The organism is Mycobacterium sp. NGS62, from assembly GCF_059812285.1.
The window spans coordinates 898386-924722 of sequence record NZ_JCALCK010000001.1 but is presented as its reverse complement, the minus strand read 5'-3'; the positions used below and the strand labels follow the sequence as shown (position 1 = coordinate 924722).

Genomic DNA, 26337 nt, shown 5'->3' with positions numbered 1-26337 from the left:
GCCCTCAAGATTCAACCGTGGGTTGGGGAGCCTTTGGGGAAGATGAATGGAGCTTGATGTCCGGTCGCTTCTGCTGACGCGCGGAGAGACAATGGAGCGCGACGCAGGACTTCCGCTGACGCGCGGACAGTTGGACATTTGGCTTGCGCAGGAGACGGGCCAATCCGACACGGAGTGGCAGCTCGGCCTATTCGTAAAAATAGCGGGTTCGGTAGAACGCGATCCGCTCGAGTGGACGATCCGCCGAGTGATACAAGAGGCCGAACCAGTCAGGGCTGCTGTCGTTGAGGTCGATGGACAGGTATTTCAAAAAGCAGTTGATTATCCGGACGTCCAGCTGGAATTCTGCGATCTGACCGGTTCCCACCAGCCGGCGCAGGAAGCCCGGCAGCTAGCAGCATCGATACAACGCACGCCGATGCCGCTCAGCGGCCCGCTGTTCAAATTCGCGTTATTTCAGACGCGACTCGATGAATTCTATTTGTTCGGGTGCGGCCATCATATAGTCCTCGATGGCTCGGGCATCGCGCTGGTCGGTCATCGGATTGCGACTGTATATTCGGCAATTGTTTCCGGCTCGCCCATTCCCCCTGCGGTCTTCGGCTCATTGCAGGACCTAGTTGATTCTGAATTTGAATACGAAGCGTCAACTGATTACCTCGACGATCACGAGTATTGGGTAAGGAATTTGCCAGCCGAGCGTGGACCGCATTATCGGCCCCCGCAAGGCGAGAACGACGGTGATTCGTATTGGCCTTCCGCGCCGGTTCAATTGGACCCGGTGGTCCTTCGCCGAGTCGAAGACTTATCTCGGGCGTGGAATGTGCCTCGGTCATCGGTGATCACTGCGGCGTGCGCACTTTTGGTGCGTAGGTGGTGTGCTGAGGGTTTGGAGGTGGCGCTGGACTTTCCGGTCACCAGGCGAGTTCATCCGGAGTCAAAAACGCTTCCTGGGATGGTTGCCGGGGTCGTGCCGTTGGTATTGACGGTTTCACCCCAAACCACGGTGACTGAATTCTGTGCGCATGTTGACGCCCGAATACGAGAAGCGCTGCAACATCAGCGGTTCCCGGTGCAAGCCCTTGAGCGCAAGGCCCGCTCGCGCGGCGCAGCGCAGCCGCTCGATCGGGTGAGCGTCAATTTCCTGCCGGCCGCATTCACTCTCGATTTCGGTGGCGTCACGGCATCGGCATCGTTGACTAATGCCGGCCTCGTGGACGGCTTTGGGCTGATCTTCTCCGGTAGCGGTGACGACCTCTTTCTCAGCACGTTGGGCGCCGGGCATCCATTGTCGAATTTCGGTGTCGGCGATTTGGCGAAGCGGTTGGAGTCGGTATTGGCGACGATGACCGCCGATCCGGGACGCCAGTTGTCATCGCTGGATGTGTTGGATGCCAGTGAGCATGCCCGACTGGACGGCTGGGGCAACCGGGCGGTATTGACGGTGCCGGCACCTGCCTCGGCGTCGATTCCGACGTTATGGGCTGCGCAGGTGGCCCGTACCCCGGAAGCGCTGGCGCTGACCTTCGAAGGCCGCTCCATGACTTACCTCGAAGTCGAGGAAGCCGCGAATCGGCTGGCGCATCTGCTGACTGCGCACGGCGCGGGCCCCGGCGAGTGCGTGGCGTTGCTGTTTTCCCGGTCGGCTGAGGCGATCGTGGCGATTTTGGCGGTGCTCAAGACGGGGGCGGCGTATGTGCCGATGGACTCGGCGCTGCCGGCGGCCCGCATTGACTTCATGCTCGCCGATGCCGCACCGATCGCTGCGATCACCACCGCGGGCTTGGGGTCCCAGTTGGACGGGTGCGATCTGCTGCTCATCGATGTCAACGACTCCCGTATTGGCGCCCAGCCCAGCACGGCTCTTTCGGCACCGAGCCCTGATGACGTCGCCTACCTCATCTACACCTCGGGCACTACCGGTGTTCCCAAGGGGGTCGCCGTCACCCACCACAACGTGACCCAGCTGGTGGAGTCACTGCAGGCCGACCTGGAACCGGTCGGTCAGGTTTGGACGCAGTGGCATTCGTTGGCCTTTGACGTTTCGGTGTGGGAGATCTGGGGTGCCCTGCTGCACGGTGGGCGGCTGGTGGTGGTGCCCGAGTCGGCAGTCGGTGCGCCGGACGACTTCCACGCCTTACTGGTCGCTGAAAAAGTTAGCGTTTTGAGCCAAACCCCTTCTGCCGTAGGGATGTTGCCGCCGCATGGCTTGGATTCTATGGCGTTGGTGGTGGCTGGTGAGGATTGCCCGGGCGAGGTGGTCGACCGGTGGGCGCCTGGGCGGGTGATGATCAACGCCTATGGTCCGACCGAGGCCACGGTGTATGCGGCGATGACCGCGCCGTTGGCGGTCGGGTCGAGTGTGGTGCCGATCGGCTCGCCGGTGAGCGGGGCGGCGTTGTTTGTGCTGGACGCGTGGTTGCGCCCGGTGCCGGCCGGTGTGGTAGCCGAGTTGTATGTGGCCGGCGCAGGCGTGGGGTGCGGTTATTGGCGTCGCCCGGGTCTGACGGCGGCGCGATTTGTGGCCTGCCCGTTTGGGGTTCCGGGAGCGCGGATGTACCGCACCGGGGATCTGGTGTGTTGGGACACCGAGGGGCAACTGCAGTACCTCGGGCGCGCCGATGAGCAGGTCAAGATCCGGGGGTATCGCATCGAGCTTGGTGAGGTGCGCGCAGCGCTGGCCGAGTTGGACGGCGTAGAGCAGGCGGTGGTGATCGCCCGCGAGGACCGCCCCGGCGACAAGCGTCTGGTGGGCTATGTCATCGGCACAGCGGATGCCGCCGAGTCGCGGGTCGCGCTTGCCGAGCGGCTTCCGTCGTACATGGTGCCTTCGGCGGTAGTAGCGCTGGGGGCACTGCCGTTAACACCGAACGGCAAACTCGACAAGCGCGCTCTGCCCGCACCGGAGTACGGGGACGTTGATCATTACCGCCCTCCGGCCAACGCGGTTGAGGAGATTCTGGCCGGCATCTACGCCCGGGTGCTCGATGTGGAGCGCGTCGGTGTGGATGACTCGTTTTTCGACCTGGGCGGGGATTCGCTTCTAGCAATGCGGGTGGTCGCAGCGGTCAACACCGGCCTGAATGCCGCTCTCTCGGCGCGCGCCTTGTTTGAGGCCCCCACGGTTGCCCAGTTGGCGCCCCGCATCACTGAGGGGCCGGGCGGGTTGCCGCGGCTGACACCGGTTGAGCGGCCCGAAGTGGTTCCCTTGTCGTTTGCTCAGCAGCGGTTGTGGTTCCTCGACCGATTCGAGGGCGGGGCTGCGACCTACAACATGCCGGCCGCTTTTCGGATCAGCGGGCCGCTGGCCGTCGAGGCGCTGCGTGCGGCGCTGGCCGACGTGGTGGGCCGCCATGAGACCCTGCGCACCGTGTTCCCGGCGGTTGCCGGGACACCCCAACAAGTAGTGATCCCTGCCGAGCGGGCCGATTTCGGTTGGGACGTTGTCGATGCGACCGGGTGGTCGGCAAGCCGACTGGATGAGGCGGTTGGCACCGCGGTACGTTACAGCTTCGATTTGGCGGCCGAGATTCCCTTGCGCGCTTGGCTTTTCCGTGTCGGCGATGACGATCATGTGCTGGTGGCGGTGGTGCATCATATCGCCGGGGACGGTTGGTCGATTAGCCCTCTGGTGCGTGATCTGAGTACGGCCTATAGCAGCCGGTGTGCGGGGCAAGTCCCCGGTTGGGCGCCGTTACCGGTCCAGTACGCCGATTTCACGCTGTGGCAGCGCGCGCAGTTCGGTGATCTGGCCGATAGCGAGAGTCCGATTGCTGTGCAGCTGGCTTACTGGGAGCAGACCCTGGCCGGGCTGCCCGAGTACCTACGATTGCCCACCGACCGGCCCTACCCGCCGATTGCTGACTACCACGGCGCCAGCGTCATCGTGGACTGGCCCGTCGAGCTACAGCAGCGGATTGCAGCGGTGGCCCGCCAGCACAACACGACTGGCTTCATGGTGATACAGGCCGCGCTGGCGGCGCTGCTGGGCAAGCTCAGCGGAAGCCCTGATGTGACAGTCGGGTTCCCGGTTGCAGGGCGTCGTGACCCTGCGCTGGACGAGCTGGTGGGGTTCTTCGTCAATACGTTGGTCTTACGTGTCGATCTGGCTGGAGACCCCACCGTCGCGCAGCTGCTAGCCCAAGTGCGGGCGCGCAGTTTGGAGGCGTTCGAGCACCAGGATGTGCCGTTTGAGGTCCTGGTTGATCGACTCAACCCCACCCGGAGCCTGACTCATCACCCATTGGTTCAGGTGGTATTTGCTTGGCAGAACTTCCCTGGGCAAGACACCGACCCCTTGCGCCGGGTGAGTTTTGAGGATCTGCAGATCGCACCGATGGCGGTGGACACCCAGGCTGCCCGCACGGATTTGGTGCTGTTCCTCGGCGAACGTTGGGACGAAACCGGTGAACCTGCCGGCATTTACGGGGTGGTGGAATTTCGAACCGACGTTTTCGACGCGGGCAGAATCGAAGCACTGATTGAGCGGCTGCGCCGGGTGTTGGTGGGTATGACCGACGATCCCGGTCGACGACTCTCGTCGATCGATCTGCTCGATGCCGACGAGCGCGCCCAGTTGGATGAGTGGGGTAACCGCGCGGTGCTTACCCAGCGCGCTGTCCCACCGATGTCGATTCCGGCGTTGTTCGCCGCGCAGGCGGCACGCGTTCCGGAGGCAGTTGCGCTGGTTTTCGAGGGCCGCTCGATGACTTATCGCGGGTTGGATGAGGCCTCCAACCGGTTGGCGCACCTGTTGACGGGCCGCGGGGTGGGCCCGGGACATACTGTGGCGCTTCTATTTTCACGTTCCGCCGAGGCGATCGTGGCGATGTTGGCGGTTTTGAAGACCGGGGCGGCGTATGTGCCAATGGACCCGGCGCATCCCGAAGCCAGGATCACATTCATCATCGAGGACACGGCGGCGATGGCCGCGGTCACTACGACCGCACTGGCCGAGCGGCTGCAGGGGTATGACCTGACGGTCATCGACATTGATGACCCCGCGGTGAGCAATCAGCGCAGCAGTGGCTTGCCGCCACCGGCGCCCGATGACATCGCTTACCTGATCTACACCTCGGGTACTACCGGTCTGCCCAAGGGGGTGGCGGTCACTCACCACAACGCGACCCAACTGCTGGCGTCGCCGGATCTCGTCGTGCCCCAAGCGGGGGTGCGGCCACAGTGCCACACCTTGGCCTTTGACACCTCGGTGTGGGAGATCTTCGGTTCCCTGGTGCAGGGTGGACGACTGGTGGTGGTGCCCGAGTCGGTCGCGCGCTCGCCAGAAGACTTGCATGCGTTGCTGGTTAGCGAAGGCGTCAGCATGTTCGCCCAGACGCCGTCTGCGGTGGCGGCGTTGTCGCCAGAGGGGTTGGAGTCGGCGACGTTGTTCGTTGCCGGTGAGCCCTGCCCGGCCGAGGTGGTCAATCGGTGGGCGCCGGGCCGGGTGATGCGCAATGCCTACGGCCCGACCGAGACGACGATGGTGGTGGCGATCAGTGCGCCGTTGCGGCCGGGTCCAGGTGTCGTGCCGATCGGGTCGCCCATACCTGGGGCGGCGTTGTTTGTGCTCGATCAATGGTTGCGTCCGGTGCCCGCTGGTGTGGCGGGTGAATTGTATGTGGCCGGTGCCGGGGTGGCCTGTGGGTATGTGCGCCGCAGTGCGCTGACGGCGTCGCGGTTTGTGGCGTGCCCGTTCGGGGGCGCGGAGGCGCCCGGAAGACGTATGTATCGCACCGGGGATCTGGTGTGTTGGCGCCCCGACGGGCAGTTGGACTACTTCGGGCGTGCCGACGAACAGGTCAAGATCCGCGGCTACCGCATCGAACTCGGCGAGATCGAGGCCGCGTTGGCGGCGCATCCTCGCGTGGGGCAGGCGGTGGTCGTCGCTCACACGGACACGCGAACAGCGGGTGGCGGCGACGAGCCGACCAACAAACAGTTGGTCGGCTATGTGGTGCTGGATCAGGAGATGATCCTGGTCCGCGAGCCCGGGCGAGAAACGAAGCTCGTTGCGCAGTGGCAGGAACTTTATGGAGGCCTCTATTCGGGGTTGGCATCGACGACGGACGCCCCGGTTACGTTGGGAGACGAGTTCGCAGGCTGGGACAGCAGTTATACCGGCAGCCCGATTCCGCTTGAGGAGATGCGGGAATGGCGCGCTGCTGCAGTGGATCGAATCCGTGGGTTGCGCGGGGCGCGGGTGCTGGAGATCGGCGTCGGTTCCGGGCTGTTGCTTGCGCGGTTGGCACCCGAGTGCGTCGAGTATTGGGGCACGGACTTCGCCGCGCCGACAATCCAGACGTTGCAGGCGGCGCTGGCCGGGCAGTCGTGGGGTGATCGGGTGCGGTTGCGGGTGCAGCCAGCCGACGTGGCCGACGGTTTGCCGGAGGGGCATTTCGATGTCGTGGTCCTCAACTCGGTAGCCCAGTACTTCCCCAGCGCGGGGTATCTACTTGATGTGCTGGCAGTAGCGATGCGATTGCTGGCACCGGGCGGGGCGTTGTTCATCGGCGACGTGCGCAACCTGTCGTTGTTGGAAGCGTTCACCACCGGTGTGGTGTGCGCGAATTCGGTCGATGGCGAGGACAGCGCCGCCGTCGTGGCCGAGCGGGTGCGCCGGGAAATGCTTGCCGAGCAGGAACTGCTATTGGCGCCAGAATTTTTCGCGGCTTTGCCGCAGCGCCTTCCCGACATCGGCGCGGTGGACGTCCAACTCAAGCAGATGCGGGCGGTCAACGAACTCAGCGGTTACCGATACGACGTGGTGCTGCGCAAGGCGCCGGTACCGGTGCGTTCCCTTACAGACCTACCGTCGCAACCGTGGCAACAGTTCGGAAGCTTGGACCGGCTGACCAAACACCTGCAGTCACAGGGGCTGCCAGAATTACGCATAACCGGGGTGCCGCACAGCGGGATCTGGTCTGAGGTGGCCTTGGCGCGAGCGCTGCCTCAGTCCAGCGGCCGAGTGCCGATCAGCGAATTGCGCGCAGGCCTGTCCACACCCGATGGGGTATTGCCACACGAGTGTCATGGACTGGGCCAGGAACTGGGATATGCGACGGCGGTGACATGGTCGCCGACTGCTGGCCTGGTGGATCTGATCTTCACCCACCCCGCTGCACCAGCCAACGGCTCGGGGCCGACGGCACTGTCGGATCTGTACCTGCCGGCCACACCGGTCGGTTCACTGGCCGGGTACGTCAACGACCCGGCGGCGATCGAGCGAGCCACTGAGCTGCGTCGCTTTGTGGCCGAAAGGTTGCCGGAGTTCATGGTGCCAGCCGCGGTCATGGTGGTGGAGTCGCTGCCATTGACGGTCAACGGCAAACTTGATCGCCGAGCGTTGCCAGCCCCGGAGTTCGTCAGCGGGGTGGCCTATCGGGCGCCGCGTGATCAACGCGAGCAGACGTTAACCGCGCTGTTCGGCGAGGTTCTCGGGGTGACCCGGGTCGGCATCGATGAGTCGTTTTTCGACCTGGGTGGTCATTCATTGTCTGCGACATGGCTGCAAGCGCGGGTGCGGGCTGAACTGGGTGTGGAGGTCCCGGTCCGAGCGTTGTTCGACACGCCCACCGTGGCCGGGTTGACCGAATGGATGAGCGCGCATCACGGGGAATGGGCTGGGACAGCCTTGACAGCGCAGCATCGACCTGCGGCGGTTCCGTTGTCGTATGCGCAGCAGCGGTTGTGGTTTTTGGAGCAGTTGCAGGGGCCGTCATCGATTTACAACATGGCTACCGCATATCGAATCACCGGGGCGCTGGATGTCGCGGCTTTGGGTGCGGCGTTGGTTGATGTGGTGGGCCGTCATGAGAGTCTGCGCACGCTCTTTGCCGCAGTCGATGGGGTACCTCAACAGGTGGTGGTCCCGGTTGAGCGGGCCGAGGTCGGCTGGGACATCGTTGATGCCAGCGGTTGGTCGGGGGAGCGGCTGGGTGAGGCCATCGACGCGGCGGTGCGGTACTCGTTTGACCTGTCGGCCGAGATCCCGTTGCGGGCATGGCTTTTCCGGGTCGTCGACGATGAGCATGTGTTGGTGGCGGTGGCCCACCATATTGCTGCCGATGGGTGGTCGGTGAGCCCGCTGGTGCGGGATCTGGGCGTGGCTTACGGCAGCCGGTGCGTCGGGCAGGCTCCTGACTGGGTGCCGCTACCGGTGCAGTATGTCGATTACACGTTGTGGCAGCGTGATCAGCTGGGTGATCTGGCTGATAGTGAGAGCCGCATCGCCGCGCAGTTAACTTACTGGCAGCAGGCGTTGGCGGGGTTGCCCGAGCGGCTGCAGTTGCCCACCGATCGGCCTTATCCGCCGGTGGCGGATTACCGCGGTGCCAGTGTGGCCGTGGATTGGCCGGCACAGCTGCAGCAGCAGATTGCCCGGATCGGTGGCGAGCACCAGGCGACCAGTTTCATGGTGGTGCAGGCAGCGCTGGCGATCTTGTTGTCCAAGCTGAGTGCCAGTTGTGATGTGGCGGTAGGGTTTCCGATCGCCGGGCGGCGCGATCCGGCGCTGGACGAGTTAGTCGGGTTTTTCATCAATACCTTGGTGTTGCGGGTTGACCTAGCCGGTGATCCGACCGTCGCCGAGGTGCTGGCTCAGGTGCGAGCGCGCAGTCTGGCCGCCTACGAGCATCAAGACGTGCCGTTTGAGGTTTTGGTGGAGCGGCTCAACCCCAACCGAAGCCTGACCCATCATCCGTTGGTGCAGGTGTTGTTGGCCTGGCAGAACCTACCCGCGCAGAGCACCGATCCTGCCAGATTCGCCCTGGGTGACCTGGAGCTCACCCCGCTGTCAGCGGATACCCACACCGCCCGCGTGGACCTGACATTTTCGCTCACCGAAAACTGGGACGAGGCTGGCAGACCAACCGGCATTAGCGGGGCGGTGGAATTTCGTACCGACGTATTTGATGCCAAGAGCATCGAGGTGCTCGTCGGGCGACTGCAGCAGGTGCTGGCGGCGATCACTGCCGAGCCGACTCGGCGGCTGTCGTCGATCGGGCTGCTTGATGCGGTTGAGCAGGCCCGGCTTGATAGGTGGGGGAACCGGGCGGTGTTGACTGCACCGGCACCCGCCGGGGTGTCGATTCCGGAATTGTTCGCCATCCAAGTGGCGCGCGCCCCGGAGGCGGTGGCGCTGGTCTGCGGCGATTGCACCTGGACCTACCAGGAACTCGATGAGCTGTCTAACCGGCTGGGGCACTTGCTGCTTGCTCATGGCGTCGGTCCGGGACAGTGTGTGGCGCTGCTGTGTTCGCGTTCGGCTGAGGCGATCGCGGCGATCCTGGCGGTGCTCAAGACCGGGGCGGCGTATCTGCCGATCGATCCGATGGCGCCCACGGCGCGGATGCAGTTCATGGTCGCCGATGCCGCGCCGACCGTCGCGATCAGCACCGCCGGGCTGGCCGGCCGGCTGCACGGCTGCGAGTTGGCCGTCATAGATGTCGACGACCCTCGCATCGATGCTCAACCCAGCACGGCATTGCCGGCGCCGGACGCTGATGACATTGCCCACATCATCTACACCTCGGGCACGACGGGGATACCCAAGGGGGTGGCGGTCACCCACCACAACGTGACCCGGTTGTTCGATTCACTGGAAGCTGGCTTGGAGCTGGTGCCCGGGCAGGTGTGGACGCAGTGTCATTCGTTGGCTTTCGACTATTCGGTGTGGGAGATGTGGGGGGCGCTGCTGCACGGTGGGCGCCTGGTGGTGGTGCCCGACGAGGTGACGCGCTCCCCAGACGAGTTCCACGCCTTATTGGTTGCTGAAAAAGTCAGTGTGCTAAGCCAAACGCCCTCGGCGGTGGGTGTCCTTTCCCCGGAACGGCTGGAATCGGCGGCGTTGGTGGTGGCCGCTGAGCCCTGTCCGGTCGAGGTGGTGGAGCGGTGGGCGCCGGGGCGGGCGATGGTCAACGCCTATGGGCCGACGGAGACGACGGTGTATGCGGCGATCAGTGCGCCGCTGAAGCCAGGGTCGGGCGTGGTGCCGATCGGGTCGCCGGTGCCGGGGGCGGCGTTGTTTGTTCTCGATGCCTGGTTGCGTGCGGTGCCGGCGGGGGTGGCTGGCGAGCTGTATGTGGCCGGGTCCGGGGTGGGCTGCGGGTATGTGCGTCGGGCCGGGTTGACGGCGTCGCGGTTTGTCGCATGCCCACTCGGCGGGACCGGGACGCGGATGTATCGCACCGGGGATTTGGTGTGTTGGCGTGCTGATGGACAGCTGGAGTATTTGGGGCGCGCTGATGAGCAGGTCAAGATCCGCGGATATCGCATCGAATTGGGCGAAGTCCAAGCGGCGTTGAATGCGCTGGATGGAGTGGCGCAGGCGGCGGTAGTTGCCCGCGAGGACCGCCCCGGCGACAAACGCCTGGTGGGCTACATCACCGGCACCGCAGACCCGGTCGAGTCGCGCGCAGCATTGGCTGAGCGGCTGCCGGCCTACATGATCCCCGCAGCGGTGGTCGCACTTGACACCTGGCCGTTGACCCCCAACGGCAAACTGGACACCCGCGCACTGCCAGCGCCGGAATATCACGAGACCGGTTATCGCGTCCCGGCCACCGCTATTGAAGAGATTCTGGCTGGCATCTATGCGCGGGTGCTGGGGTTGGAGCGGGTTGGGCTCGACGACTCGTTCTTCGATTTGGGTGGGGACAGCATTTCGGCGATGCGGCTGGTCGCTGCGGCCAATACCGCTTTGGAGGCGGATCTTTCGGTGCGGGCGGTGTTTGAGGCGCCCACGGTTGCCCAGTTGGCGCCACATGTCGGTGGGGGTGAGAGTCGGCGTCAGCCATTGGTGGCCGTTGAGCGGCCGGCGAGGATCCCGTTGTCGCTTGCGCAGAACCGGTTGTGGTTCCTCGACCAGTTGCAGGGCCCCTCACCGGTCTACAACATGCCGGTCGCATTGCGGTTAAGCGGGGCGCTGGATATCGACGCGTTGGCTGCGGCGCTGGCCGATGTGGTGGGCCGGCACGAGAGTCTGCGCACACTGTTTCCGGTGGTCGACGGGACACCCCAGCAAGTGGTAACGGCGGCCGACGAGGCCGACTTTGGCTGGCAGGTCGTTGACGCTACTAGTTGGTCGGCAGAGCGGCTGGCTGAGGCGATCGGCGTAGCGGTGCGGTACTCGTTTGATCTGACTACTGAGATTCCTTTGCGAGCAACGCTTTTGCACCTCGGCGATGATGAGCATGTGTTGGTCGCGGTGGCCCACCATATCGCCGCTGATGGCTGGTCGATCACCCCGTTGGTGCGTGATCTGGGCGTGGCCTATGCCAGCCGGTGTGTGAAGCAGGCTCCGGGTTGGGCGCCGCTGGCGGTGCAGTATGTCGATTACACGTTGTGGCAGCGCGAACAGTTGGGGAATTTCGATGATCCCGGTAGTCCGATCGCCGCGCAGCTGGCCTACTGGCAGCAGGCATTGGCCGGGATGCCTGATCGCTTGGTGCTGCCGACCGATCGGCCCTACCCGCCGGTGGCTGATCAGCGCGGCGCCAGTGTGACGGTAGATTGGCCGGCGCAGCTGCAGCAGCGGATTGCCCGGGTGGCTGGTGAGCACCACGCGACCAGTTTCATGGTGGTGCAGGCCGCGCTGGCGGTGTTGTTGTCCAAGCTGAGCGCCAGTTCTGATGTGGCGGTGGGGATTGCGATCGCCGGACGTGGTGACCCGGCACTGGATGAGTTGGTCGGATTTTTTGTCAACACCTTGGTGTTGCGGGTTGATCTGTCCGGTGATCCCACCATCGCTGAGTTGCTGGCCCAGGTGCGCGCACGCAGCCTGGCCGCCTACGAGCATCAAGATGTGCCCTTTGAGGTTCTGGTGGAGCGGCTCAACCCCAGTAGGTCCCGGAAGCATCACCCGCTGATCCAGGTGATGTTGGGTTGGCAGAACCTTCCCGAGCAACGCGAACCTGCAGCCGGGCTGAGGCTGGGTGATGTCCAAGTCAGCCCCCTGACAGTGGACACCCAAACGGCGCGAATGGATTTGGTAATTTCGTTGGCCGAACGTTTCACCGAGGCCGGGGAGCCCGGCGGGATTGGAGGGGCGGTGGAATTTCGCACGGACATCTTCGATGCATCGAGAATTGAGGCGCTGATCGAGCGGTGGCGGCGGGTGCTGGTGGCGTTGACCGCCGATACGAAGCGGCGGTCATGACTGCCGACACGGGGCCGCGGCTGTCGTCGATCGATCTGCTCGATGAGGATGAGCAGGCCCAGTTGGATGAGTGGGGCAACCGGGCGGTGTTGGCTGCGCCGGCGTCCAGGCGGGTGTCGATTCCGGTGTTGTTCGCCGCGCAGGTGGAGCGCATACCCGAGGCGAGGGCGGTGGTCAGCGGTCAGAGTTCGTGGACGTATCGCGAACTTGATGTGGCTGCAAACCGGTTGGCGCACTTACTGGTTGCACATGGTGTGGGTGCGGGACAGTGTGTGGGGTTGTTGTTGCCGCGGTCGGCTGAGGCGATCGTGGCGATTTTGGCGGTTGTGAAGACTGGGGCGGCGTATCTGCCGATCGACCCGGCGGCACCGGCTGCACGGATGCGGTTCATGCTCGCCGACGCCGCGCCGGTGGCGGTGATCACCACCACCGCGCTGGTCGACCGGCTCGACGAGCATGACCTGCTGGTCATCGACGTGAACGATCCCGTTACGGCCACCCAACCCGGTACCGCATTGCCAGGGCCGACACCCGACGATATTGCCTACCTGATCTACACCTCGGGCACCACCGGGGTACCCAAGGGGGTGGGCATCACCCACTACAACGTGGTCCAGCTGATAGAGGCACTGGACGCGGAACTGTCGGGTCAAGTGTGGACGCAGTGTCATTCGTTGGCCTTCGACTTTTCGGTGTGGGAGATCTGGGGTGCGTTGCTGCGAGGTGGGCGGCTGGTGGTGGTGCCCGAAGCGGTGGCGGGCTCCCCGGACGATTTCCACGACCTGCTCGTCGCCGAAAAGGTCAGCGTGCTAACGCAAACCCCGTCTGCGGCTGGAATGCTCTCGTCCGACGGTTTGGGATCGGTGACATTGCTGGTCGGCGGCGAGGCATGTCCGGTGGCGGTGGTGGATCGGTGGGCGCCGGGGCGGGTGATGATCAACGCCTACGGCCCGACGGAGACCACCGTGTATGCGGCGATCAGTGCGCCGCTGGCGTCGGGGACCGGAGTGGTGCCGATCGGCGGGCCGGTGGCCGGGGCGGCGTTGTTCGTACTGGACGAATCGTTGCAGGCGGTGCCGGCCGGCGTTGTCGGCGAGTTGTATGTAGCGGGCACCGGTGTGGGGGTTGGGTATTGGCGCCGCGCGGGGCTGACGTCGTCGCGGTTTGTAGCGTGTCCCTTTGCAGGGTCAGGGGCGCCCGGAACACGCATGTATCGCACCGGCGATTTGGTCTGGTGGGGCGATGATGGGCAGCTGCGTTATGTGGGGCGCGCCGATGAGCAGGTGAAGATCCGCGGGTATCGCATTGAGCTCGGTGAAGTTCAGGCGGCGCTAAGCGCGCTTGATGGGGTGGAGCAGGCGGTGGTCGTTGACCGTGAAGACCGCCCTGGTGATAAACGTCTGGTGGGTTATGTCACCGGCGTAGCAGATCCCGCGCAGATCCGCGCCCGGCTGGCTGAGCGGTTACCGGCCTACATGATTCCGGCGGCCGTGGTGGCGCTCGACAGCCTGCCGTTGACGGTTAACGGCAAACTCGACAAGCGAGCTTTGCCGGTACCGCAGTACCAAGATGCCGATGCTTACCGTGCCCCGGCCACCCCGACCGAGGAGATTCTGGCCGGTATCTATGCCCGGGTGTTGGGGCTGGATCGGGTCGGGGTCGACGACTCGTTCTTCGACTTGGGTGGGGATTCACTGTCGGCGATGCGGGTGGTTGTTGCCGTCAATGCCGGTTTGGGTGCCAGCCTTGCGGTGCGCACGCTGTTTGAGGCGCCCACGGTTGCCCAGTTGGCGCCACGTATCGGCGAGGACGGCGACCGCCGTGCGCCGCTGATGGCCGGCCCGCGGCCGGCGAGCGTCCCGTTGTCGTTTGCTCAGAGCCGGCTGTGGTTTTTAGACCGGTTCGAGGGTGGGGCGGCGACCTACAACATGCCGACGGCGTTTCGGATCGACGGGCCGTTGGACGCCGAGGCGCTGGACGCGGCGCTCGATGATGTGATCGCTCGCCATGAAGCGCTGCGCACGGTATTTCCCGATGTTGATGGTGTGGCGATACAGCAGGTGTTGCCGGCTCAGCCGGGGATGTGGCGGCGCGGCGGTGCTGCCGTGGTGGCGGTGTCTGAGCACGATGTCGCCGGCGAGTTGGTGGGGTTGGCCGGGTATCGGTTTGATCTGTCGAGCGAGATTCCCATTCGTGCCCAGATCTATGCGGTGGGCCCCGATCAGTATGTGGTCGCGATTGTGGTGCACCACATCGCTTTTGACGGCTGGTCACTGGCTCCGATGGTCCGGGATGTGGGTCAGGCGTATGGGGCGCGGCGGCGCGGCCGGGCGCCGGGGTGGCCTGATTTGGCGGTGCAGTATGCCGATTACACACTGTGGCAACAGGATTGGCTGGGGGACGAGTCTGATCCCGGCAGCGTGATTGCTTCGCAGTTGGCCTATTGGCGCCAGGAGTTGGCTGATCTGCCCGAGGTGGTGTCGCTGCCGACCGATAGGGTCCGCCCGGCGGCGCCCAGTTATCGCGGTGATGTGGTGGAGGTGCGCATCGACCCGCAGTCGTGGGCGGGGGTCAAGGCGTTGGCGGCGGCGCATAACGCGACGGCGTCGATGGTGTTGCAGGCGGTGTTGGCGGTGGTATTGCACCGTGCCGGGGCCGGTGAGGACATTGCGTTGGGCACCCCGATCGCCGGGCGGGTCGATGAGGCGCTGGATGACCTGGTCGGCTTTTTCGTCAACACGTGGGTGCTGCGCGTCGGGCTGAATTCTGCGGACCGGTTTTCCGAGGTGCTGGAGCGGGTGCGCGAGAAGGCGCTGGATGCCTACAGCAATCAAGATGTGCCGTTCGAGCGGCTCGTTGAACAGCTCAATCCGGTGCGCTCCACCGCGCACCACCCGCTGTTTCAGGTGGGCATGGCCTTCCAGAACAATGCGCGCCCCGAAGTGGCACTCGGCGGAGTCGGCGTCGAGCCGCTGGCCGTTTTTACCCAAACGTCAAAGTTTGACCTAGATATCCAGCTGAGTGAGGTGCCCGGCGACGATGCGGGAGCGCCGATGGCTGCCGGGGTGGTGCTGTATGCCACGGATTTGTTTGACCGCTCCAGCATCGAGCGGTTGGTCGGCTGGTTTGGCCGGGTGATCGAGGCGGTGGTCGCTGATGCCTCGGTGGTAGTGGGTCAGGTGTCGTTGCTGGATCGCGATGAACGAGATCTGTTGGTATCGCGGTGGTCTGGGGTGGACGTGGCGGCGCCGGTGGGGGTGGCGCCGCAGATATTGGCGGCGGCGGTGGCCGCTGATCCGGGCGCGGTGGCCGTGGTTGACGGCGCGCGCAGCGTGTCGTATGGCGAGCTTGATGTGTGGTCGTCGCGGTTGGCGCGGGAGTTGATTGAAGTCGGGGTAGGTCCTGAGCACGCGGTGGGCGTGGCGATGGATCGGTGTGTGGAGTTGGTGGTGGCGTGGTGGGCCATCGTCAAGGCCGGCGGGATCTATGTGCCGGTGGATGCGGCTCATCCAGTGGAGCGCATCGCTGCGGTGTTGGATGCGGCGGGTGCAGTGTGTGTATTGGCCTGCACTGCGGACACGGTGGCCGGGGCCGGGCCGCGCCCGGTGCTGCGCATCGACGAGCTGGATGTCTCGGGGCACAGTGCTGATCCGATTACCGATGCGGATCGGTTGGCGCCGTTAGGGATTGATAACGGCGCGTATGTGATCTTCACGTCCGGATCGACGGGGGTGCCCAAAGGGGTGGCGGTCAGCCATGCCGGGCTGTTGGGGGTCGCTGCGGCGCAACGCGAGCTGCTCGGCCTGGGTGACGATGCCCGGGTGTTGATGGTGGCCGCGCCGACTTTTGATGCCTCGGTGTTCGAAATGTTGTGGGCGGCGGGGACAGGCGCGGCGGTGGTGGTGGCGCCGCCAGGGGTGTATGCCGGGCAGGCGCTGAGCGCGCTGTTGGAGGAGCAACACGTCGGTGCGGCGGTGGTGACGCCAACGGTGTTGGCGTCGCTGGATCGGCCCCGGCTCGACAACCTGGGCACGCTGCTGACGATGGGGGAGGCCTGCCCGGGTGAGTTGATGGCCGCTTGGGCGCCGGGCCGGGTGATGATCAATGCTTACGGGCCGACCGAGACCACGATCTGGGCGACCGGTAGCCCGCCGTTGGTGGCGGGGCAGCCGATCAGTATTGGTGGCCCGATCGCCGGGGCCTGCGCATGGGTGCTTGACGCCCAACTGACTCCGGCGCCGGTTGGGGTGGTCGGTGAGTTGTATGTGGGTGGGCCGGCGGTGGCGCGTGGCTATGTGGGCCGGGCGGGGTTGACCGCGGAACGGTTTGTAGCCAACCCCTTTGGCGGCGTCGGTGCGCGGATGTATCGCACCGGGGATCTGGTGCGCTGGCGCACTGAGGGGCAACTGGAGTATGTGGGCCGCGCTGATGCGCAGGTCAAGTTGCGTGGGCAGCGCATCGAGTTGGGCGAAATCGAAAATACGTTGTTGGCCTGCCCGCAAGTCGCTGGGGCTGCTGCCAGCGTGCACCACAGCGCTACCGGCGCCCAGTTGGTCGCCTACGTGACACTTGAGGACATCGTCAGCGCCGAGGAGGACGCCCAGACCGTTGAGGGGTGGCAGCACCTCTACGACGAGTTGTATGGCGCTGAGCTCGCAGCACCGGAATTCGGCATGGATTTTCGGGGATGGAACAGCAGCTACACCGAAAAGCCGATTCCACCGGCGGAGATGGCCGAGTGGCGCGCAGCCACGGTGGAACGGATCCGTGCGTTACATCCAGCACGGGTGCTGGAGATCGGGGTCGGTTCGGGGCTGGTGCTCTCGCAGATCGCCCCTCAGTGTGAGCACTATGTCGGCACCGACATGTCGGCGGCGGCGATCGCGAGCCTGCAGGCGGCGGTGGCGACCCAGCCCTGGGGTGAGCGTATCGAATTGCAATGCCAGGCCGCCGATGTCATCGAAGCGCTGCCCCACGGTTATTTCGACACGATCATCCTCAACTCGGTCATCCAATATTTTCCTAACGCCGCCTATCTGCGCGAAGTCATCAACAACGCCTTGCAGTTGTTGGCCCCGGGAGGCGCGCTGTTCATCGGTGATGTGCGCAACCACAGCCTGCAGAGCGCGTTGCAGACCGGGATCGCGCTGGCCCAGGACCCTGAGGCTGATGCCGACGAGATCCGCCAACGAGTCCAGCGCGCGATGCTCGCTGAGACCGAATTGCTGCTGTCCCCGGAATATTTCACCTCTTGGGCCGCCGAGAATTCGTCGGTGGCCGGGCTTGAGATGCAAGTCAAACGCGGGGTGGCTGACAACGAACTGACCCGGTACCGCTACGACGTCATCATCTACACCACCCCCACACCGGTGCGCTCACTGGCCGATGCACCGGTCTGGCCATGGACCGATGGCCCGAGCCTGGATGGGTTAGCGGAGCGGTTGCTGGCCCAACGTCCGGGAGTTGTTCGCGTGACCGGAATTCCGCGTGCCGGGCTGATCGGTGAGGTCTGCACCCACCATGCCCTCGAAGCCGGGCTGGCGCTAGACGACGCGCTCGCCGACGCTGCCGCCGCGACCGCCGGTTCTGTTGTGCCCGAAGAGTTGTATCGCATTGCGGACAGCACCGGGTATCGGGTCGCCGTGAGCTGGAGTGGCCAACCAGGCATGTTGGATGCGGTTTTCCTGGCCGCCAACAATTCGAACCGGCGCATCGCGCTGACTGACTCGTATTTGCCGGTGGTCGAGCACAGCGGCATTTACGCCAATGATCCGCAGACCAACTCCAAACTGAGTGCGGTGCGTCAGCGGTTGGGTGCGTGGTTGCCCGACTACATGGTGCCGGCTCAGATTGTGGTGCTCGAGGAGTTCCCGTTGACCTCCTCGGGCAAGATCGACCGAAAGGCGCTGCCGGCACCGGTATTTGCTGCCACAACGTTTCGGGCGCCGCAAACCCAGACCGAGAAGCTGGTGGCCGAGGTGTTCGCCGAGGTGTTGGGCGCGGCCCGGGTCGGTCTTGATGACGACTTCTTCGCCCTGGGCGGGGATTCGCTGATCGCTGCGCGTGTCAGCGGGCGGCTGCAATTGGCGTTGGGCCGGCAAGTGCCGGTGCGGTATCTGTTCGACGCTCCCACTGTTGGGGGTCTGGCCGAGTATCTGCATCGTCATCGTGGCGGGCCTGCCCGGCCGCCGCTACAGCCGATGGCCCGCCCACAACGAATCCCGTTGTCGTATGCCCAAAACCGATTGTGGTTTTTGGATCAGTTGCAGGGGCCGTCGCCGATCTACAACATGCCTGTGGCGTTGCGGATCCGCGGAGCGCTGGATGTTGAGGCGTTGGGTGCGGCGTTGGGCGATGTGGTGGCCCGCCACGAGAGTCTGCGCACCCGGTTTGCGACGGTCGAGGGGATCCCTGAGCAGGTGGTGGTCCCGGTTGAGCAGGCCGAGTTGGGTTGGCAGCTTGTTGATACCGCTGGTTGGTCGTCGGAGCGGCTGGGCGAGGCCATTGCCGCGGCGGTGCGGTATTCCTTTGATCTGTCGAGCGAGATTCCTTTGCAGGCCTGGCTTTTCCGCCTGTCCGACGATGAGCATGTGTTGGTGGCGGTGGCGCATCATATTGCCGCCGATGGCTGGTCGATCACCCCCTTGGTGCGTGATTTGGGCGTGGCTTATGGCAGTCGGTGCATCGGGCAGGCCCCCGGCTGGGCGCCGCTACCGGCGCAATATGTCGACTACACGCTGTGGCAGCGTGAACACCTCGGTGACCTAGCCGCTAGCGACAGCCCGATCGCCGCCCAGGTGGCCTACTGGCAGCAGGCGTTGGCCGGGTTGCCCGAGCGGCTGCAGCTGCCCACCGATCGGCCCTACCCGCCGGTGGCTGATTACCGCGGTGCCAGTGTGGCCGTGGATTGGCCGGCACAGCTGCAGCAGCAAGTAGGCCGAGTCGCCGGTGAGCACAACTCCACCAGCTTCATGGTGATCCAGGCCGCGCTAACTGTGCTGTTGTCCAAGCTCAGCGCCAGTTCTGATGTGGCAGTAGGCATTGCGATCGCCGGGCGCGGCGACCCCGCACTCGATGAACTTGTGGGCTTCTTCGTCAACACCCTGGTGCTGCGGGTTGATCTAGCCGGTGACCCCACCGTCGCTGAGCTGCTGGCCCAAATACGATCGCGCAGCCTGACCGCCTACGAACACCAAGACGTGCCCTTTGAAGTACTCGTCGAGCGCCTGAACCCCACCCGAAGCCTGAGCCACCATCCGCTGATCCAAGTCCTGCTCGCCTGGCAGAACGCCGACTGGCAGGACAGTAATGCCGCCGGGGTGGCCCTGGGTGGTCTCCAGGTGACCCCGCTGGGGGCTGATACCTCCACGGCCCGTACAGATTTGACGTTTTCGTTGGGTGAACGCTTTACCGGCGCGGGTGAGCCTGCCGGGATCGGTGGGGCGGTGGAGTTTCGTACCGACGTATTTGATGCAGACACCATCCAAACACTGATCGGACGGCTGCAGCGGGTGTTGGTGGCGATCACTGCCGAGCCGACTCGGCGGCTGTCGTCGATCGGGCTGCTTGATGCGGTTGAGCAGGCCCGGCTTGATAGGTGGGGGAACCGGGCGGTGTTGACTGCACCGGCACCCGCCGGGGTGTCGATTCCGGAGTTGTTCGCCATCCAGGTGGCGCGTAGACCCAGCGCGGTTGCACTGGTCTTTCAAGACCTTTCGGTGACGTACCGCCAGCTCGATGAGGCTTCTAACCGGTTGGCGCACTTGCTGCTTGCTCATGGCGTCGGTCCGGGACAGTGTGTGGCGCTGCTGTTGTCGCGTTCGGCTGAGGCGATCGCGGCGATCCTGGCGGTGCTCAAGACTGGGGCGGCGTATCTGCCGATCGATCCGGTGGTGCCCGCGGCGCGGATGCAGTTCATCCTTGATGATGCCGCGCCGATTGCGGTGATCACCACCGCCGATCTGAGGTCGCGGCTCGACGGGTGCGAGTTGGACGTCATTGATGTCGACGATCCTCGCATCGATGCTCAACCCAGCACGGCATTGCCGGCGCCGGACGCTGATGACATTGCCCACATCATCTACACCTCGGGCACGACGGGCACTCCTAAGGGGGTGGCGGTCACCCACCACAACGTGACCCGGTTATTTGACTCACTGGATGTGGGTTGGGAGCTGGCGCCCGGGCAGGTGTGGACGCAGTGTCATTCGTTGGCTTTCGACTATTCGGTGTGGGAGATGTGGGGGGCGCTGCTGCACGGTGGGCGCCTGGTGGTGGTGCCCGACCAGGTAACGCGCTCCCCGAAGGACTTTCACGACCTGTTGGCTGCTCAAGAAGTCAGTGTGTTGAGCCAGACCCCCTCGGCAGTTGGTGCGCTTTCCCCGGAACGGCTGGAATCGGCGGCGTTGGTGGTGGCCGCTGAGCCCTGTCCGGTCGAGGTGGTGGAGCGGTGGGCGCCGGGGCGGGCGATGGTCAACGCCTATGGGCCGACGGAGACGACGGTGTATGCGGCGATCAGTGCGCCGCTGAAGCCAGGGTCGGGCGTGGTGCCGATCGGGTCGCCGGTGCCGGGGGCGGCGTTGTTTGTTCTCGATGCCTGGTTGCGTCCGGTGCCGGCGGGGGTGGCCGGTGAGTTGTATGTGGCCGGGTCCGGGGTCGGTGTTGGGTATGTGCGCCGGGCCGGGTTGACGGCGTCGCGGTTTGTCGCCTGCCCCCTCGGCGGAACCGGGACGCGGATGTATCGCACCGGGGATTTGGTGTGTTGGCGTGCTGATGGACAGCTGGAGTATTTGGGGCGCGCTGATGAGCAGGTCAAGATCCGCGGCTATCGCATCGAACTCGGCGAGATCCAAACAGCCTTAGCGGGTTTGGCGGGCGTCGAGCAGGCCGTGGTGGTTGCCCGCGAGGACCGCCCCGGCGACAAACGCCTGGTGGGCTACATCACCGGCACCGCAGACCCGGTCGAGTCGCGCGCAGCATTGGCTGAGCGGCTGCCGGCCTACATGATCCCCGCAGCGGTGGTGGCCCTGGACGCCGTGCCGTTGACGGTCAATGGCAAGGTCGATACCCGTGCGCTGCCGGCACCGGAATACAGCGCGACGCAGTATCGGGCTCCGGCCAGTCCCACCGAAGAAACCCTGGCCGACATCTACGCCCAAATCCTGGGACTGGAGCGGGTCGGGGTCGACGACTCCTTCTTCGATCTCGGTGGGGACAGCATTTCAGCGATGCGGCTAATCGCCGCGGCCAATACCGCTCTGGACGCGGACCTTTCGGTACGGGTGGTGTTTGAGGCGCCCACGATTGCCCAGTTGGCCCCACGGGTGGGCGGGGACGGGGTTCGGCGTAAGCCGTTGGTGGCCGTTGAGCGGCCGGCAACGGTTCCGCTGTCGTTTGCGCAGAACCGGTTGTGGTTCCTCGACCAGTTGCACGGGCCGTCGCCGGTTTACAACCTGGCGGTGGCGTTGCGGTTGAGTGGCGCGTTGGATGTCGAGGCGTTGGGCGCGGCGCTGGTCGATGTGGTGGGCCGCCAGGAGAGCCTGCGCACTCTGTTCGTCGCGGTCGATGGGGTACCTCAACAGGTGGTGCTTCCGGTTGAGCGGGTCGACTTTGGTTGGCAGGTTATTGATACCAGCGGCTGGTCGGCAGAGTCGCTGGGGGAGGCCGTCGAGGCGACGGTGCGTTATACGTTTGACCTGTCGGCCGAGATCCCGTTGCGGGCAACGCTTTACCGCCTCGGCGATGATGAGCATGTGTTGGTGGCGGTGGCCCACCATATTGCCGCTGATGGCTGGTCGATCACCCCGTTGGTGCGGGATCTGGGTGTGGCCTATGCCAACCGGTGTGTCGGGCAGGCGCCGGGCTGGGCGCCGTTACCGGTGCAGTATGTCGATTACACGTTGTGGCAGCGCGAACAGCTGGGCGATCTTGATGATCCCGACAGCCGCATCGCTGCGCAGCTGGCCTACTGGCAGCAGGCGTTGGCAGGGTTGCCCGAGCGGCTGCAGTTGCCCACCGATCGGCCTTATCCGCCGGTGGCTGATTACCGGGGTGCCAGTGTGGCCGTGGATTGGCCCGCGCAGCTGCAGCAGCAGATCGCCCGGATCGCTGGCGAGCACCAGGCGACCAGCTTCATGGTGGTGCAGGCCGCGTTGGCGGTGTTGTTGTCCAAGCTGAGCGCCAGTTGCGATGTGGCGGTGGGATTCCCGATCGCCGGGCGCGGCGACTCGGCGCTGGATGGGTTGGTGGGGTATTTCGTCAATACCTTGGTGTTGCGGGTTGACCTGGCCGGTGATCCCACCGCCGCTGAGCTGCTGGCCCAGGTGCGCGCGCGCAGCCTGGCCGCTTACGAGCATCAAGACGTGCCCTTCGAGGTGCTGGTGGAGCGGCTCAACCCCACCCGAAGCCTGACCCATCATCCGCTGATCCAGGTGTTGTTGGCCTGGCAGAACTTCGCCGGACAAGACACCGACCCCGCCGCCAACGCAAGCCTGGGCGATGTCCACGTCAGTCCCCTGACGGTGGACACCCAAACGGCGCGCATGGATCTGACATTTTCGCTGGCCGAACATTTCACCGCCGCCGGTGAGCCCGCCGGGATTCGGGGAGCAGTGGAGTTCCGTACCGACGTCTTCGATGCGACGAGCATCGAGGCGCTCATCGAACGGCTGCTGCGGGTGCTGGTCGCGATCACCGCCGCGCCCACCCGGCCCCTGTCGTCGATCGATCTGCTCGATGAGGGCGAACACGCCCGGCTAGACGAATGGGGCAACCGGGCGGTATTGACCCAGCCGACCGCCGCGATGTCAGTGCCGATGTTGTTCTCTGCGCAGGTCGCGCGTGTCCCAGAGGCGACAGCGCTGACTTTTGACGGCCGCTCCATCAGTTACCGGGAGCTGGACGAGGCCGCTAACCGGTTGGCGCACTTGCTGGTTGATTATGGTGTGGGCCCCGGCGAGTATGTCGCACTGCTGTTTTCACGGTCGGTCGAGGCGATCACCGCAATACTGGCCGTCCTCAAAACAGGAGCGGCCTACTTGCCGATCGACCCGGTGGTACCGGCAGCGCGAATGGAGTTCATGCTCGCAGATTCTGCGCCGATCGCGGCGATCACCACCGCCGGTCTGCGGTCGCGGCTCGACGGGTGCGATCTGCCGATCATCGATGTCGACGACACCCACATTGACAACCAACCCAGCACAGCACTACCTGCGCCACGCCCCGACGATGTCGCCTACATCATCTACACCTCAGGCACTACCGGTGTCCCCAAAGGGGTGGCCGTCACCCACCGCAACGTGACTCAGCTGCTGGAGTCAGTGAACGCCGACTTGCCACCGGAACAGGTGTGGACGCAATGGCATTCGTTGGCTTTCGACGTTTCGGTCTGGGAAATGTGGGGTGCGTTGCTGCGCGGCGGGCGGCTAGTGATTGTGCCCGAGTCGGTGGCCCGTTCTCCGGAAGAGTTTTATGCCTTGCTGGCTGCCGAACAAGTCAGCGTCTTAAGCCAGACCCCCTCGGCGTTTTATGCGCTGCAAACCGCCGACGGGCTGGCGCCCGAGCTGAGAGAACAACTCAAGCTTCAAACCGTGGTCTTCGCCGGCGAAGCGCTGGAGCCACAGCGCCTCGGGATGTGGGTGCACCACCACCGGAAATCTCCCCGCCTCATCAACATGTACGGCACCACCGAGACGACGGTGCATGCGTCGTTCCGGGAGATCGTCGAGTCGGATATCGACAGCCATGCAAGTCCCATCGGAGTGCCGTTGGCGCATCTTGCTTTTTTTGTGCTGGATGGCTGGCTGCGCCCAACTCCGGTTGGGGTGGTCGGTGAGTTGTATGTGGCCGGTTCTGGGGTGGGGTATGGATATGTGCACCGGGGTCCGCTGACGTCGTCGCGCTTTGTGGCCTGCCCCTTCGGCGGGCCGGGTGCGCAGATGTATCGCACCGGAGACCTGGTGTGGTGGGGCGCTGATGGCCAGCTTCGGTATGTCGGGCGTGCTGACCAGCAGGTGAAGATCCGCGGGTATCGCATCGAACTCGGTGAGGTTCAGGCAGCGCTGGCCGGCGTGGCCGGCGTGGAGCACGCGGTAGTGATCGCCCGCGAGGACCGCCACGGTGACAAGCGCCTGGTGGGCTATGTCACCGGGACAGCCGATCCCGCCGGCTTGCGCAGCAGGCTGGCCGAGCGGCTACCAGCCTATATGGTGCCGGCTGCGGTAGTGCCGTTGGAAGCGCTGCCGCTGACCCCCAACGGCAAGCTCGACAAGCGAGCCTTGCCGGCACCGGACTACCAGGATGGCGATCGCTATCGAGCTCCGGCCAACGCCATCGAGGAGATTCTGGCCGGCATCTATGCCCAGGTCCTCGGGCTCGATCGGGTGGGGGTTGACGACTCATTCTTCGAACTGGGCGGGGATTCGCTGTCTGCCATGCGCCTGATCGCGGCGATCAATGCCGGCATGGATGCCGACCTTGTCGTGCGGACCGTGTTCGAGGCGCCCACGGTTGCCCAGTTGGCGCTCCGCGTTGGCGGTGGTACGGGTCGACGTGAGCCGTTGGTCGCTGGCCCGCGGCCCGCGGTGGTCCCATTGTCGTTCGCCCAAAACCGGTTGTGGTTCTTGGAGCAGTTGCAGGGGCCGTCACCGATTTACAACATGCCCGTCGCGTTGCGGATCAGCGGGGCGCTGGATGTCGAGGCCTTGGCTGCGGCGCTGGGTGATGTGGTGGGCCGCCATGAGAGTCTGCGGACACTGTTCGCCGCGGCTGAGGGCCTCCCACAGCAGATGGTGGTCCCGGTTGAGCGGGCCGAGGTGGGTTGGGACGTCGTTGATGCCAGCGGTTGGTCGGCGGGGCGGCTGGCTGAGGCCGTCGACGCCGCGGTCCGTTATACCTTCGACCTGGCCACCGAGATCCCTTTGCGCGCATGGCTTTTCCGGGTTGCTGATGATGAGTGCGTGTTGGTGGCGGTGGCCCATCACATCGCCGCCGACGGCTGGTCGACCACCCCGTTGGTGCGTGACCTGGGCGTGGCGTACGCCAGCCGATCTGTCGGGCAGGCCCCGGGCTGGGCGCCGCTACCGGTTCAGTATGCCGACTACACGCTGTGGCAGCGCGAACAGCTGGGAGACTTCAACGATCCCGGCAGCCGCGTCGCTGCGCAGTTGGCCTACTGGCAAGAGACCTTGGCGGGGCTCCCCGAGCGGCTGCAGTTGCCCACCGATCGGCCCTACCCGCCGGTCGCAGATCAGCGGGGCGCCAAGGTGGCCGTGGATTGGCCGGCGCAGCTGCAGCAGCAGATCGCCCGGGTGGCCGGCGAGCACAACGCGACCAGCTTCATGGTGATCCAGGCGGGCTTAGCGGTGCTGCTGTCCAAGTTGAGCGCCAGTTCTGATGTGGCGGTTGGCTTCCCGATCGCCGGGCGGGGCGACCCCGCACTCGATGACCTGGTGGGATTTTTCGTCAATACTTTGGTGTTGCGGGTTGATCTATCCGGTGATCCCACCGTCAATGAGCTACTTGCTCAAATACGATCGCGCAGCCTGGCCGCCTACGAACACCAAGACGTGCCCTTCGAGGTGCTCGTCGAGCGGCTCAACCCCGTCCGAAGCCTGACCCATCACCCGTTGGTGCAGGTGTTGTTGGCCTGGCAGAACCTTCCTGCGCAGACCGCCGAGCCCGCCGCCAAGTCGAGTTTTGGGGACCTGCAGGTCGCGCCGCTGTCGGCTGATACCCACACTGCGCGAATGGATCTGGCGATTTCTCTGGCCGAGCGGTGGGGTGAGACCGGTGCGCCCGCCGGGATCCGGGGGGCCGTGGAGTTTCGCACCGACGTGTTCGATGCCGCCAGCATCGAGGCGCTGATCGAGCGGCTAGCGCGGGTATTGGTGGCCATCACCGCCGACCCGGCACGCGCACTTTCGTCGGTGGAGCTGCTTGATGACGGCGAGCGTGCCCACCTGGATCGGTGGGGCAACCGGGCGGTGTTGAGCCAGCCGGCGACGCCGGTGTCGATACCGGAATTGTTCGCTGAGCAGGTAGCGCGCGCTGCCGATGCGGTGGCGATCAGCTGCGGTGAGGTGTCGTGGACCTATCGCAAGCTTGACGAGACCTCAAACCAGTTGGCGCACTTGCTGTCTGGCCAAGGTGTCGGGCCGGGGGAGTGCGTCGCGCTGCTATTA

The 26337-nt window shown here is 65.0% G+C and carries 2 protein-coding genes (1 of these 2 cut by a window edge); both read left to right on the top strand.

The features are described from left to right. Positions 1 to 46 precede the first annotated feature (46 nt). Complete coding sequence (locus AC5Y49_RS04075) at positions 47 to 12157, top strand: amino acid adenylation domain-containing protein (RefSeq protein ID WP_499884472.1); 12111 nt, start codon at positions 47 to 49, stop codon at positions 12155 to 12157. Further along, positions 12154 to 26337, top strand: the 5' portion of a protein-coding gene (locus AC5Y49_RS04070; protein WP_499884471.1) for a non-ribosomal peptide synthase/polyketide synthase. It continues 13047 nt past the right edge of the window; 14184 of the gene's 27231 nt are visible here — the first part of the coding sequence; it begins with the start codon at positions 12154 to 12156; its stop codon lies off the right edge, out of view. The genes AC5Y49_RS04075 and AC5Y49_RS04070 overlap by 4 nt, the downstream gene beginning before the upstream one ends.

Bases quoted from the DNA above. Each gene is read 5' to 3' on its own strand.
- AC5Y49_RS04075 (WP_499884472.1), top strand. From the start codon at position 47: ATGGAGCTTGATGTCCGGTCGCTTCTGCTGACGCGCGGAGAGACAATG.